The following is a 13,571-nucleotide window of genomic DNA, read 5'->3' on the forward strand; positions in this document are numbered from 1 at the left end:
AGGTTAGGAGGCAATATGCTGAACCGAGAGTTAGAGCAAACACTGAATGATGCATTTAAGGATGCTCGCTCGAAACGTCATGAGTTTATGACGGTAGAACACTTGCTTCTGGCCTTGTTGGATAATGAGGCGGCGGCTTCTGTACTCGAAGCGTGCGGTGCAGACATCATCAAGCTGCGTAAAGAGTTGCAGGAATTTGTCGACTCTACGACGCCACTGATTCCGGAGCACGATGGTGAGCGCGAAACGCAGCCAACACTGGGATTCCAGCGCGTACTTCAGCGTGCGGTTTTTCATGTGCAATCATCCGGAAAATCTGAAGTAACAGGAGCTAACGTCCTGGTCGCGATATTCTCCGAACAGGAAAGCCAGGCTGTTTATTTCCTGAAGCAGCAAAATATTGCCCGCATTGATGTCGTGAATTACATCTCGCATGGCATATCCAAAGTGTCTGGCCCGGAAGAATCTTCTGATCATTTATCGGAAGGATCAGAAGATGAAGCTGACAACAGCAGTAAAAGTGCACTCGAAGGGTACGCAACCAACCTCAATCGTCTGGCTCGCGAAGGTAAAATCGACCCATTGATCGGTCGTGATTATGAAGTCAGTCGTCTGGTGCAAACACTGGCCCGTCGCCGTAAAAACAATCCGCTTTTGGTGGGTGATTCCGGTGTGGGCAAAACGGCTATTGTTGAAGGTCTGGCTAAACGTATTGTTGATCATGATGTGCCTGATGTAATTCAGGACGCTGTTGTTTACAGCCTGGATATGGGAGCACTGCTTGCCGGTACCAAATACCGTGGCGATTTTGAAAAACGTTTTAAAGCACTGCTGGCTGAGCTTAAGAAGCAGCCGCACGGTATTTTATTCATTGACGAGATTCACACGATCATCGGTGCGGGTGCTGCATCGGGTGGTGTGATGGATGCCAGTAATTTACTGAAGCCATTACTTAGCTCTGGTGAAATTCGTTGCGTAGGCTCTACGACATTTACAGAATTCCGTGGAATTTTTGAAAAAGACAGTGCACTGACCCGTCGCTTCCAGAAAATCGATGTTGCTCAGCCTTCGGTTGAAGATACCTATAAAATTCTGAAAGGGCTGAAGTCCCGCTTTGAAGAACATCACAATATCCGCTACACGGATAAAGCACTCAGAGCCGCCGCAGAATTGTCTGAGCGGTATATCACCGACCGCAATCTGCCGGATAAAGCGATCGATGTTATTGATGAAGTCGGTGCTCTGCAGCATTTATTGCCAGCCAATAAACGCAAAAAAGTGATTGGCGTAACCGAGATTGAGCAGGTAATTGCGGCGATTGCACGTATTCCGCCGAAAACAGTATCAGCTTCAGATAAAGAGCTTCTGTTTAAGTTGGAAGATAAATTGTCGATGGTGGTTTTTGGGCAGGACGAAGCTATCCAGACACTTTCTACGGCGATTAAAATGTCGCGTGCGGGTCTTAATTCCCCGCAAAAACCAATCGGTTCATTCCTGTTTTCCGGTCCTACCGGTGTGGGTAAAACCGAGGTCTCACGACAGCTTGCCAATGTGATGGGGATGGAATTAATTCGCTTTGATATGTCCGAATATATGGAGCGACACACCGTTTCCCGATTAATTGGTGCGCCTCCGGGTTATGTGGGTTATGACCAGGGCGGCCTGCTGACTGAGGCGATCAATAAAAATCCTCACTGTGTGTTGTTGCTGGATGAAATCGAGAAAGCGCATCCTGAAGTTTTTAATATTCTTCTGCAGGTCATGGATCATGGCACACTGACGGATAATAACGGACGCAAAACCGATTTTCGTAATGTCATTCTGATTATGACAACGAATGCCGGTGCCGAGCAGATGAGCCGTTCAAGTATTGGCTTTACCTTCCAGGATCACAGCACGGATGGAATGGAAGCGCTGAAAAAAACGTTCACTCCGGAATTCCGTAACCGGATTGACAGTATTATTCAGTTCTCGCCCCTGTCGCGCGATACCATTCTCCATGTTGTGGATAAATTCCTGGCAGAACTGCAGGGTCAGTTAGACGATAAGCGCGTACTGCTGAACGTCGATGATGACGCACGCCACTGGTTGGCTGAGCATGGTTATGATGAGCGTATGGGTGCTCGTCCGATGGGCCGTCTGGTGCAGGATAAAGTTAAGAAACCACTGGCCGAGAAGATTTTATTCGGCGAGCTTGCTCAGGGTGGGGAAGTGGATATTCTGGTTGAGGACGGAGAGTTGGTTCTTACAGTACCCGAGGAGGTGCCAGCCTGATTGCTGTCACCTGTCGGGCATGTTGGCATCAGCGTGCCCGGTAGGTGATACGACCTTTACTTAAATCGTAAGGTGTTAATTCTACTTTCACCTTGTCGCCTGTCAGAATGCGGATGTAATTCTTACGCATCTTTCCTGAAATATGAGCAGTCACAACGTGCCCGTTCTCCAGCTTTACCCGGAACATCGTATTTGGAAGCGTGTCGATTACTTCACCTTCCATTTCAATGTGATCATCTTTTGCCATTCGTCACCTGTTTAGACCTTGCACAACGCGGGCGCATTCTGCCTTAAATTTCAACAATAAGCAAAGCGCTATCCGTATATGGCGTCATTGGTGGTGGCGCTCAGTCATTCCAGAGAAGCCATTGACCGTTTTGGTAGGCCTCCAGCGGCATAAATTGGCGCTTGTAATTCATTTTTCGGCATCCGCTCACCAGATACCCCAGATAATTGAATGGCCGTTTATTCGCCAGGCAAAGTTGGCTGAGCCTCAGGATCATAAAGGTACCGAGCGATCGCTGCGGCCACTGATCGCTGTAAAAGCAATAAACGGCCGACAGTCCATCCTGCAGCTGATCAAAAACCATACAGGCCACCAGCTCGCCTTGCAGGCGCGCCGTCATCAAGCGTGTTGTGCCGAAATCGCTCACCAGAAAGTCGCGGTATTGACGGCGACTTGGCGGATACATATCACCATCGGCGTGCTGGGTGTTGATGTACTGCTCAAACAGGCGGTATAGCTCATCGCTGTCACTTGGCGCTTGTATCTGCAATTCAATGTCGGTGTTTTTATTGATGATGCGTCGCTGGCTGCGCGATGGCGTGAAGTCGGCGACCCGCAGGCGTACCGGAATGCAGGCGGAACAGCTCGGGCAGTCGGGCCGGTACAGTAATCGTCCGCTACGGCGGAAACCGTTCTGGCTCAGCAGTGTCAGAGTTTCATTGTCCAGCTCTGCGTGCGGGTCGACGTATAAACTGCGTGACTGCTGCTCTTCCAGATAGCTGCATGTATGGGTTTCGGGGGGCTGAAACAGCATAATTTTCTTCATGACAGCCAGCCTGGCAGTGTTAGCTGCAAAGTGTGTCCGGTTGCATCGCGCAGGGCTGATTCAAAGGCGGTTCTGTCCAGTTCAATCAAGCCGAACTGGCCAAGATGGTCAGTTTTCATCTGGCAATCAATCAGCCGGACGCCGGCGTTAAACAGCACCGGAGCGGCAGTTGCAAACGCCAGCTTTGATGCATTGCTGCGGCGTGAAAACATTGACTCTCCGAACACGGCGCTGCCGATGGTTAAGCCATAAAAACCGCCGCACAAATCGCCGTCGCTACTCCAGCACTCTACGCTGAATGCCCGCCCGGCACGCTGCAGGCGGCTGTAGCAGTCGATGATCTCATCGCTGATCCAGGTGCCGCTTTCATAATCACGCGGCTGAGCGCAGGCTTGAATGACGGCATCAAAAGCCATGTTGGTACTGATGTTTAATGTTTCCCGGCGCAGCAGCTTGCGCACGGTACGTGGCAGGTGAAAGCTTTCCGGTGTGATTACCGCGCGTGGGGCAGGGCTCCACCACAGCCGGGCCTCACTGGGATCGTTCCAGGGGAAGATGCCTTTGCGGTATGCGCTGTCTGCCCACAGGGGACTTACCTGGCCGCCAGCGGCCAGCAATCCGTTGGGCTCGGTCAGTGCTTTTGATGTGGCCGGAAATACCGGCGGCAGGACTTCATCTAGCCAATCAATCATGATAAACCCGTGGTAAACTTCGCCTCTGAATTAGGGTAACGGGAAGGGTATTTTGCCAAAGGATACGTCTGAAGCAGGTTTTCAGCCAGAGACAACACCGGATTCCGCCATTGTTGGCCGCTGGCAGCGTCGGCATGATGCTATTTTTTTGCTGCTGACACTGGTCAGTCTGTTGCTGCTGCTTGCCCTGTTTTCATATACCCCCAGCGATCTGGCCTGGTCGGCAGCCGGTGAAGGGGCGACCCATAATTCCGCTGGGCGTATTGGCGCGGTGATCGCTGATCTCTTGTTTCATGGGCTCGGCTATCTTGCATTTGCACTGCCGCTGCTGGTTATGACCAAACTGTGGCTGCTGTTTCGTAAAGCGCCGCGGCCAGGTGGCCGGGTCTGGATGCTACGTTCTGTCGGCATTGTTCTGTCCGTCAGCATGCTCTGTGCGCTGGCGGAAATGAGCATCTGGCATGGTGAAGGGCTGCCAGCTGGGTCTGGCGGCATTATCGGCAACGTGATCGTCAGTGGTTTTTTACCGTTGTTCAGCTTTACGGGCTCAGCGATCATTTTTACGGCCGGTCTGGCTTTGGGTCTGATGTTATTTCTGGAGTTCTCTTGGCTGCATTTATTTGATCGTTTGGGCGGTTGGTTGCTGAATCTTCGCCAACAGGCTGTGCAGCGGCGTGAAAATCGTCAGGCAGCAGCGGACGAAGCTGATACTCAGCCAATGCGCGATGCAGAAGATGAGCCGCAAGTGGCCGTTAAGGATGCGGCCAGAAAATCATCGGCTAAAAAAGCGTCATCCAGCGCGGATGAAAATAAAGCCGGACCGGAAGTCGCGGGTTTTGACCGGTTTTTCAGTCGCGTTGATAACGACCTGACCGCTGACACCGGAGCTGAAGAACCTTGGCTCAGTGATCTCGATGCCTTGACCGCAACCGCTGATGACTACGCCGATGCTCCTGCTGACAGCAGGTCTGCAGACAATTCCCGCGCAGCCTCTGTACGGCACAATCCGGCTGCAGAACAGCAGCCTCCTGTTTTGCAGGAAAAATTGCAGAAGAATACAGCGCAAAGCCCGAAAGCGGTGAGCGATATTCCGCCGTGGGAAGACGAGCCGTTAGCACAGAACGAACCGGTAATGTCCGCGCCTGCTGAAGCGATTATTCCGATTGAGCCTCTGGCGCGCAAAGAAAGCCGTCCCAGTGAGCGCGCCAAGCGCGACCTGCAGGGCACGCTGTTTAACAATGACCAGCCTCTGCCATCCATTGCTTTGCTGGATCCACCACGCAACGATCAGAAAAGTGGATTCTCACCTGAACGCCTGCAAGAAATGTCGAAATTACTGGTGCAGAAACTGGCCGATTTCGGCGTAAAAATCGAAGTGACTGCTGTGGCGCCGGGTCCGGTGATTACCCGTTTCGAAATTCAGCCCGCACCGGGTGTTAAGGCCAGTAAAATATCCAATCTTGCCCGCGATCTGGCGCGCTCTATGGCGATGATCAGTGTTCGTGTGGTGGAAGTTATTCCCGGCAAGTCGGTCATGGGGATTGAGGTTCCGAACGAAGACCGCGCGGTGGTGTCACTGTCTGAAGTGCTGTCATCAGAGGAATATGACCGTTCCAAATCGCCACTGACGCTGGCGCTTGGTCATGATATCGGTGGCAATCCGATCATTACCGACCTGGCGAAAATGCCTCACCTGCTAGTGGCTGGTACCACCGGCTCCGGTAAGTCGGTGGGGGTTAATGCCATGCTGCTGAGCTTGCTGTTCAAGTCGACACCTGATGATCTGCGCTTGATTCTGGTTGATCCTAAGATGCTTGAGCTTTCCGTGTATGAAGGCATTCCGCACTTACTCACACCGGTCATCACCGATATGAAAGAAGCTGCAAATGGCTTGCGTTGGTCTGTTGCCGAAATGGAGCGGCGCTACATGTTGATGGCCGCTATGGGTGTGCGCAATCTGGCCGGTTACAACAAGAAAGTCCGTGACGCGATCGAAGCCGGGCAGCCGCTCACGGATCCTTTATGGCAGATTGATAAATCCTTTGAGACCACGCCGCCAGTGCTTGAACCTCTGCCTTATATCGTGATCGTGATCGACGAATTTGCCGACATGATGATGATGGTCGGTAAAAAAGTTGAAGAGCTTATTGCGCGTATCGCCCAGAAAGCCAGGGCCGCGGGTATTCATATGATTCTGGCAACCCAGCGTCCGTCGGTGGATGTTATTACCGGCTTAATTAAAGCCAACGTTCCCACCCGAATCGCATTTCAGGTGTCATCGAAAATCGACTCGCGCACCATTCTTGATCAGGGCGGGGCCGAGCAGCTGCTCGGCCACGGCGACATGCTCTATATGCCACCGGGGAATGCCTTGCCGGAGCGGGTGCACGGCGCATTTGTGGACGATGATGAAGTACATCGACTGGTGGCGGAATGGAAGCTGCGTGGGGAGCCGAATTACATTGAAGAAATCACCAGCAGTGATGACGACGGCAATGGTGCATTTTCGCTTGAAGGCGGTGATGAAAAAGACGATCTGTATGATCAGGCCGTTGCCTTTGTGACCGAAAGCGGAAAATGCTCCATTTCCTCTGTGCAGCGCAAGCTGCGCATCGGATATAATCGCGCCGCCCGTCTGGTTGAAACCATGGAAGCCGCTGGCGTTGTCTCTTCGCCTGCGCATAATGGCTCCCGCGAAGTATTGGCCAGTGCGCCACCGAATTATTAATTGAGGTTTATTTTGAAGTACGCAAACGGAAAGGTAACAGGCGTGTGTTTATCCGTATTTTCCCGCAAATTCTTGCTGGCTTTTGCCGCTGCGCTGCTGGTTGGTATGTCGACTTATTCTCAGGCATCCAATAATGCCCTGGCGGATTTTCTGCTGCGCCTGAAACAACTGCAAAGTCTTGAATCGACGTTTGTGCAAACCACCCGCGATACGTCTGGTCGTATTCTGCAACAAATGAGTGGCAGCCTGACGGTGGCAAAGCCTGGCAAAATGCGCTGGCAGACGAATACTCCCTTTGAGCAGCTGGTCGTTTCTGATGGCAAACTGATCTGGATTTACGACATGGATCTGGAGCAGGTGACCATTCGCGATATGGATCAGCGCGTACAGGAGACACCGGCCTTGTTGTTGAGTGGCAGTGCCGTTGATGTTGAAAAAAGCTTTGTCGTTGAGCAGGAAGTGGCTGGCAGTGAAACCATTTTCCAGCTGGTGCCCAAAGATCCAAGCCAGCTGTTTGAATCTCTGGAATTTCATTATCAGGGAAAAAGCCTGAAACGCATGATGATTTTTGATGCGGCCGGTCAGGTGACTGAAATTATTTTCTCAGATGCCAGCATCAATAGCAGTGTTGATCCGGCAGCCTTTATTTTTGATGTACCGGAAGGCGTGGACGTAATCGACGGACGTCATGGCATCTGACCTGTTTGGCAGTACGCCGGCCTACGAACCTCTGGCTTCACGCTTACGTCCGCAGCGGCTGGAACATTACATCGGCCAGGAGCATGTTATCGGTCCGGGTACACCGTTGCGCAAGTCACTCGATGCCGGACAGCTGCATTCTGTTATTTTCTGGGGGCCGCCGGGGGTGGGTAAAACCACACTGGCACGCCTGATTGCCCAATATGTCGATGCCTCTTTCCTGGCTCTCAGTGCAGTCATGTCAGGCGTAAAAGAAATTCGCGAAGCGGTACAGCGGGCGCAACAAACCCGTGCCAGTGGCCGTAAAACGGTTCTGTTTATCGACGAGGTGCATCGCTTCAATAAATCACAGCAGGATGCTTTTCTGCCTTATGTTGAAGACGGCACTTTTATCTTTGTTGGCGCGACCACGGAAAATCCTTCGTTTGAATTAAATAATGCCTTGCTGTCCCGTGCTCAGGTTTATGTTTTAAAAAGCCTGAGCGCAGAGCAGTTGCAGCAGATTTTGCAACAGGGGATTGCGCAGCTTGATCCTGCGCCGCGAGCCAGTACAGAAGCGTTGCAGATGATCGCCGATGTCGCCGATGGTGATGCGCGACGTGCTTTGAATATGCTCGAATTCGCGTTGCAACTCAGCGGCGATGATGAACTCAGCGTGGCGGTTGTTAAAGAATTGCTGGGCAATCAGGCGCGGCGATTTGATAAAGGCGGCGAAGCTTTTTACGATCAGATTTCCGCACTGCATAAATCGGTGCGTGGCTCGGATCCGGATGCGGCGCTGTATTGGTTTGCCCGCATGCTGGATGGTGGCTGCGATCCGTTGTATATCGCCCGCCGGGTGGTGCGTATGGCCAGTGAAGATATTGGCAATGCCGATCCGCGCGCGCTGACACTCTGTGTCAATGCCTGGGATGTGCAGGAACGCCTCGGTTCGCCGGAAGGTGAGCTGGCCATCGCCCAGGCGGTTACGTATCTGGCCTGTGCGCCTAAAAGTAATGCCGTGTATAAGGCCTTTAATAAAGTGCGGGCGATGATCGCCTCACAACCCAGTTACGAAGTGCCGCTGCATCTGCGAAATGCACCGACCAAATTGATGAAACAGCTCGATTACGGTGCGGAATACCGCTATGCCCATGACGAGCCGGATGCCTTTGCCGCAGGCGAGAATTACTTTCCGCCGGAGATTAAAGATACCCGGCTTTATGCGCCGGTTAATCGCGGCCTGGAAAGTAAAATCCGGCAGAAACTGGAACATTTGCAACAACAGAATCAACAGTCGGTTCTGCAGCGTTATCCGCAGTCCGGGGCAGGAGAAAACGAATGACTTACCTCTGGATTGGTATTGGTGGCGCTCTGGGCGCGATCTCCCGTTATCTGGTTGCAACTGCGGTGTTCCGCTGGCTGGACAAGCCCTTTCCCTATGGCACCTTAACAGTGAACCTGCTAGGCTCCTTCGCCATTGGCATGGCCTATGTATGGCTGGTAGAACAGCAGTGGGGAGGCGATTATCACAAGCAATTGGCGATGATTGGCTTTCTCGGCGCCTTTACCACCTTCTCTACGTTTTCATTAGAAAGTATTGCACTGTTGCAGCAGGAGCGCTGGCTGGCGATGGCCGGCTATGTCGGCTTCAGTGTTACAGGCTGTCTGTTGGCGACTGCCGCAGGCATGTGGTTATCTAAATCCTTGGTATAAGAAACAATGCTGGACGTTAAGTTTATTCGCGACAATCTGGATCAGGTGAAAGCAGCCCTGGCCAAGAAAGGCTTTATGTTTGATGAAGCCGAATTCACCCGCCTGGACGATGCGCGCAAAGCCGCGCTGACCAGCGCTCAATCCCTGCAGGCTGAGAAGAAAAAAGCGTCCAAACAAATTGGCGCTTTAATCGGTCAGGGAATGTCACCGGAAGATGCCAAAGCCCAGGTTATGGGCAGTATTGATTCTGACATCGGCGAAGCGGAACACGCTGCCAAGCAGGCAGAACACAGCCTGCGTGAGCTGCTGATGAGCATTCCGAACGTGCCGCATAACGAAGTACCGTTCGGCGCTGACGAGAGCGATAACATTGAAGTGCTGAGCTGGGGCGAACCCGTTGCTTTCAGCTTTGCCGCTAAAGACCACGTGGATCTGGGCGAGCCGTTGGGACTGAGTTTTGACGACGGCGCACTGGTTGCAGGTTCGCGTTTTGTGGCCATGAGTGGTGCGATGGCGCGCCTGCATCGAGCTATCACGCAGTTTATGCTCGATACGCACAGTGAAGAGCATGGCTACGAAGAAACTTACGTCCCGTACCTGGTGAATCGCCAGGCCCTGGAAGGTACCGGTCAGCTGCCAAAATTCGAAGAAGACCTGTTCAAAGTGCCCGGAGAAAAAGATTTTTATCTGATCCCGACGGCCGAAGTACCGGTCACCAATTTGCTGCGTGACAGTGTAACCGACAAGACTTTACCCATTAAAAAAGTGGCGCATACCCCGTGTTTCCGCAGTGAAGCCGGCAGCTATGGTCGCGACACCCGCGGTATGATTCGCCAGCATCAGTTCGATAAAGTCGAACTGGTGCAGTTTGTCCGCCCACAGGATTCTGATGCCGCGCTGGAAGAACTCACCGGGCACGCAGAAGCCATTCTGCAGAAGCTGAATCTGCCATATCGCAAAGTCATCCTGTGTGGTGGTGATCTTGGCTTCTCTGCGGCCAAAACCTACGATCTGGAAGTCTGGCTGCCGGGGCAGCAGAAATACCGTGAAATCTCTTCCTGCAGCACCTTCGGTGATTATCAGGCGCGTCGTATGCAAGCCCGCTGGCGTAACCCGGAAACCGGTAAACCTGAGCTGCTGCATACCCTTAATGGCTCTGGTCTGGCCGTTGGCCGCACTATGGTCGCGGTATTGGAAAATTATCAGCAGGAAGACGGCGGTATTGTCGTGCCTGAAGCGCTGCGCCCTTATATGCGCGGCCTGGAAGTTATTCGCGCATGATGAACCTGCCCCTGGTGCTGCGGGGCAATGTACGGCCTTTTGTTCTTGTGGGTGGCGGCCAGGTCGCTGCCCGTAAGTTGCTGGCTTTGCTTAAAGCCGGTGCTCAGGTTTATCTCATTGCACCCACGCTGCACGTTGATATCGTCGCCTGTCAGAGCCATCCTCTTCTTCGTATTGAATTGCGTCCGGCCACAGCGGAAGAGTCTTTTACGGCAGGAGCCTTCGTGGTTCTGGCAACGGATGATTCGGCATTGAATGCGCAGCTTGCTGTTAATGCCCGCCAGTCGGGTTGTTTTGTCTGCCGCTGTGACGACACCGAAGATAATGATTTTATTTTTCCGGCGGTAATTGATCGTTCGCCGCTGCTCGTGAGCGTTTCTACCAGTGGTGCTTCTCCGGCGCTGACCCGTCATGTACGTCAGCGCCTGGAGGCATTTCTGCCACAGGAATATCGCGATCTCGGGGCCTTTGCTGAGCGCCTGCGTGAACAGGTAAAACAGCAGCTTACTGCACCATTACGTGCCGGATTCTGGCGGCGCTGGATTGGCAGTCTGGCACCGGAGCTGATTCTGGCTCGTCAGGCTGAGCGTGCTCAGGCGGTCACCGATGCGTTACTGGCCGGGAATACGATTCAATCTGGTGAAGTGTATCTGGTTGGCGCAGGCCCCGGTGATCCGGATTTGCTGACGTTTCGTGCGCTGAGGTTGATTCAGAGTGCCGATATCGTGTTCTACGATCGTCTGGTGAATCCGCTGATTCTTGATCTGATTCATCCGGATGCTGAACGCTTTTACGTAGGGAAAGCAAAAAGTGATCATTCGGTACCACAGGAAGGTATTAATCAGCTGCTGGTCAATGCCGCCCGAGCGGGCAAAAAGGTCTTACGCCTGAAGGGCGGTGATCCGTTTATTTTTGGTCGCGGCGGTGAAGAAATTGAAGAGCTGGCGGCCGCTGGCATGCCGTTTCAGGTGGTGCCGGGCATTACTGCCGCCAGTGGTTGTGCGGCCTACGCCGGTATTCCGCTGACGCATCGCGATCATGCGCAAAGCGTGCGCTTTGTTACCGGTCATTTAAAAAATGGCACCTGCGATCTGCCCTGGCAGGAACTGGTGCATCCGGGGCAGACTCTGGTTATCTATATGGGGCTGACGGGCTTGCCGCATATTTGTGAACAGCTGATTGCTGCTGGTATGGATACGGAGACGCCGGTGGCCTTGGTGGAGAAAGGAACGTTGCCGGATCAGCGCGTGCACGTCAGTACGCTGAACGATATGCCGGACTACATTGCCGGACGTTCCATTCAGGCACCCACACTGACGATCGTCGGTTCGGTGGTCAGTCTGCACGAACAATTAAAGTGGCGCTAAGCCCCGCACAGTGAATGCTATGCGGTTGTTTTCCTGCATAAATCTGCCGTTTTCGTTAAGCGGCAGACTTTAAAATATGCACTATGCTTGGACTAATGGTTGTAACTACTGGGTCTGAGTAATGAGTCTTCTTAATTCTTTGAGTATTAAAACTAAAATTCTGTCGCTGGCTGGCGTGGCGGTTATTGGTTTTATCGTCAGTATTTTGGTGAATACCAATATGAATACGGCGAACTCCGAGCGGCTGCAAACCATTCAGAAAACATTCTTCCCCGTGGTCGAAATCTCCAAGGCCAACCTCGTACGCTTATCCCGTCTTGAAGAGTTATTCTCTACTGCCGTCAGTACCGGTGAAATGGACTTTGTTAATGCCGCCGAGAAAGTCAGAAAAGAAGTAACGGACGCTTTGGCAAAGCTTGAAACCATCTGGCCTGAGCGTGCCGGCGAAGTGCAGCTCACCCGCGATGCGTTTAACGCTTACTTTACCGCAGCTAAAAAGCTCTCTGCAGGCATGATTGATGGCACCCTTGAACCATCGGCGATGTCTTCATCGATCAATACGATGAATAAGGCGCTTGTTGCAGCACGCAAGCTCATGCAGCAGTACAGTGAGGATGGACTGCAGGCTTTTAATGACACCGTAGCGAAATCAAATGAAGCAGCACAGAACGCGTTGTCTATCGGTCTGGTGGTGACGCTCGTCACGCTGGTGTTTCTGGCGTTCGTTGCCTGGAGTACCAGTAATTCTATTAACACCGCCGTTAACAGTTTGCTGATGTCGTTAAAGGATATCGCCTCCGGTGAGGGCGATCTGACACAACGCATCAGCAAATCTTCCAATGATGAAATCGGTGAGGTAGTGGACTGGTTCAATCAATTCATCGATAAGCTGCACAGCAGTATTGGTGAGGTGGTGGCGACCACCAGACCGCTGAGTGGCGTATCCAATGATCTGGGAAGTCTCACCTCAGAAACGTCCCAAATCACTGAGCAGCAAAACCGGGCGACCGAAGAAGTCTCTTTTGTCGTCGATGAAATGGTTGCAAGTGTTAAGGATGTTTCGACCAATGCCAGTTCTGCGGCCCAGGCGGCACGTGAAGCCGATCAGGCAGCGAAAGAAGGCCGCACGATCGTGAATGATACGGTAAAAAGTATTAATGCTCTGGCCGGAGAAGTTGAGCGGGCCAGCGAGGTTATCCGCAAACTGGAAGCCGATACGGCAAACGTAGGCAGCATTCTGGATGTGATTAAAGGTATCGCCGAACAGACCAATCTGCTGGCACTGAATGCAGCCATTGAAGCGGCCCGGGCGGGTGAGCAGGGACGTGGCTTTGCCGTGGTAGCCGATGAGGTTCGTACACTCGCTTCGCGCACTCAGGATTCGACTCAGGAAATTCAGGCGGTTATTGAAGAACTGCAATCAGCCGCGCGTTCCGCGGTTGATGTTATGAGCTCCAGTAAAGATCGCGCAAAAACCAGTGTCAGTCAGGCCGCCAAAACGGACGAAAGCCTGCAGGCCATTACCAGCAAGGTCGAATCGATTACCGCCATGAATAGCCAGATAGCCTCGGCAACGGATCGGCAGGAACAGGCTGCGCACAGCATCAAAGACAACGTTATGGGTATTAAAGATACATCGGCCACAGCCATGGCCAGCATGCAAAAAGTCGCCGCGGCCAGTCGCTCGCTGACTGAAATCGCGCATACCCTGCAACGTATTACCGGACAGTTTAAGGTTTAATGTCCGAATTGATTGGCAATAAAAAGCCGGCATCTATTGCCG

Annotated in this window: 10 protein-coding genes and 2 pseudogenes; 9 read left to right on the forward strand and 3 right to left on the reverse strand. The window is 52.6% G+C overall.

Annotation, left to right across the window (positions count from 1 at the left end; translation table 11 throughout):
• The first annotated feature begins 15 nt into the window (after positions 1 to 15).
• A complete protein-coding gene (clpA, locus tag NYR02_RS11800; RefSeq protein ID WP_260976559.1) occupies positions 16 to 2,274 on the forward strand; it encodes an ATP-dependent Clp protease ATP-binding subunit ClpA in 2,259 nt (752 codons plus the stop codon).
• Positions 2,275 to 2,302: 28 nt separating this feature from the next.
• Here clpA and infA read toward each other — a convergent pair whose 3' ends face one another.
• The 3 genes from infA to aat all read right to left on the reverse strand — a co-directional run bounded on the left by infA (position 2,303) and on the right by aat (position 4,018).
• Positions 2,303 to 2,521 (reverse strand): translation initiation factor IF-1, encoded by a 219-nt coding sequence (infA, locus tag NYR02_RS11805; protein WP_028292799.1) that lies wholly within the window; start codon positions 2,519 to 2,521, stop codon positions 2,303 to 2,305.
• A 100-nt stretch (positions 2,522 to 2,621) separates the two neighbouring features.
• On the reverse strand, positions 2,622 to 3,326 hold the full coding sequence (locus NYR02_RS11810) for an arginyltransferase (RefSeq protein ID WP_260976560.1): 705 nt from the start codon (positions 3,324 to 3,326) through the stop codon (positions 2,622 to 2,624).
• Positions 3,323 to 4,018: a leucyl/phenylalanyl-tRNA--protein transferase gene (gene aat, locus NYR02_RS11815; RefSeq protein ID WP_260976561.1), complete on the reverse strand. Its 696-nt coding sequence runs from the start codon at positions 4,016 to 4,018 to the stop codon at positions 3,323 to 3,325. Before aat ends, NYR02_RS11810 begins: the two co-directional genes overlap by 4 nt.
• A 172-nt stretch (positions 4,019 to 4,190) precedes the next feature.
• Here aat and NYR02_RS19610 point away from each other — a divergent pair.
• The 8 genes and pseudogenes from NYR02_RS19610 to NYR02_RS11855 form a co-directional block, all read left to right on the forward strand.
• A pseudogene (locus NYR02_RS19610) lies at positions 4,191 to 4,592 on the forward strand (DNA translocase FtsK 4TM domain-containing protein); the annotation flags it as partial.
• Positions 4,593 to 5,186: 594 nt separating this feature from the next.
• Positions 5,187 to 6,746 (forward strand): annotated as a pseudogene (locus NYR02_RS19615) (DNA translocase FtsK); the annotation flags it as partial.
• Between the two features lie 42 nt (positions 6,747 to 6,788).
• Positions 6,789 to 7,445 carry an outer membrane lipoprotein periplasmic chaperone LolA gene (gene lolA / locus NYR02_RS11830; protein ID WP_260976562.1) on the forward strand — a complete coding sequence of 219 codons (657 nt, stop codon included), beginning with the start codon at positions 6,789 to 6,791 and terminating at the stop codon, positions 7,443 to 7,445.
• Positions 7,435 to 8,769 (forward strand): replication-associated recombination protein A, encoded by a 1,335-nt coding sequence (locus tag NYR02_RS11835; protein WP_260976563.1) that lies wholly within the window; start codon positions 7,435 to 7,437, stop codon positions 8,767 to 8,769. Before lolA ends, NYR02_RS11835 begins: the two co-directional genes overlap by 11 nt.
• Complete coding sequence (gene crcB / locus NYR02_RS11840) at positions 8,766 to 9,140, forward strand: fluoride efflux transporter CrcB (protein WP_260976564.1); 375 nt, start codon at positions 8,766 to 8,768, stop codon at positions 9,138 to 9,140. The genes NYR02_RS11835 and crcB overlap by 4 nt, the downstream gene beginning before the upstream one ends.
• 6 nt (positions 9,141 to 9,146) lie before the next feature.
• Positions 9,147 to 10,421, forward strand: coding sequence for a serine--tRNA ligase (gene serS, locus NYR02_RS11845; protein WP_260976565.1), 1,275 nt, complete (start codon positions 9,147 to 9,149; stop codon positions 10,419 to 10,421).
• Entirely contained in the window at positions 10,418 to 11,788 is a 1,371-nt protein-coding gene (gene cysG, locus NYR02_RS11850) for a siroheme synthase CysG (RefSeq protein ID WP_260976566.1), read from the forward strand. Before serS ends, cysG begins: the two co-directional genes overlap by 4 nt.
• A gap of 121 nt (positions 11,789 to 11,909) precedes the next feature.
• Positions 11,910 to 13,529 carry a methyl-accepting chemotaxis protein gene (locus NYR02_RS11855; RefSeq protein ID WP_260976567.1) on the forward strand — a complete coding sequence of 540 codons (1,620 nt, stop codon included), beginning with the start codon at positions 11,910 to 11,912 and terminating at the stop codon, positions 13,527 to 13,529.
• Positions 13,530 to 13,571: the final 42 nt, after the last annotated feature.

The organism is Thalassolituus pacificus, assembly GCF_025318105.1.
Lineage (GTDB): Bacteria > Pseudomonadota > Gammaproteobacteria > Pseudomonadales > Oceanobacteraceae > Venatoribacter > Venatoribacter pacificus.

What these genes read in the sequence shown, in the direction of transcription:
- clpA (WP_260976559.1), top strand. Translation starts at nt 16, where the DNA reads ATGCTGAACCGAGAGTTAGAGCAAACACTGAATGATGCATTTAAGGAT.
- infA (WP_028292799.1), bottom strand. Translation starts at nt 2,521, where the DNA reads ATGGCAAAAGATGATCACATTGAAATGGAAGGTGAAGTAATCGACACG.
- NYR02_RS11810 (WP_260976560.1), bottom strand. Translation starts at nt 3,326, where the DNA reads ATGAAGAAAATTATGCTGTTTCAGCCCCCCGAAACCCATACATGCAGC.
- aat (WP_260976561.1), bottom strand. Translation starts at nt 4,018, where the DNA reads ATGATTGATTGGCTAGATGAAGTCCTGCCGCCGGTATTTCCGGCCACA.
- NYR02_RS11835 (WP_260976563.1), top strand. Translation starts at nt 7,435, where the DNA reads ATGGCATCTGACCTGTTTGGCAGTACGCCGGCCTACGAACCTCTGGCT.
- crcB (WP_260976564.1), top strand. Translation starts at nt 8,766, where the DNA reads ATGACTTACCTCTGGATTGGTATTGGTGGCGCTCTGGGCGCGATCTCC.
- serS (WP_260976565.1), top strand. Translation starts at nt 9,147, where the DNA reads ATGCTGGACGTTAAGTTTATTCGCGACAATCTGGATCAGGTGAAAGCA.
- cysG (WP_260976566.1), top strand. Translation starts at nt 10,418, where the DNA reads ATGATGAACCTGCCCCTGGTGCTGCGGGGCAATGTACGGCCTTTTGTT.
- NYR02_RS11855 (WP_260976567.1), top strand. Translation starts at nt 11,910, where the DNA reads ATGAGTCTTCTTAATTCTTTGAGTATTAAAACTAAAATTCTGTCGCTG.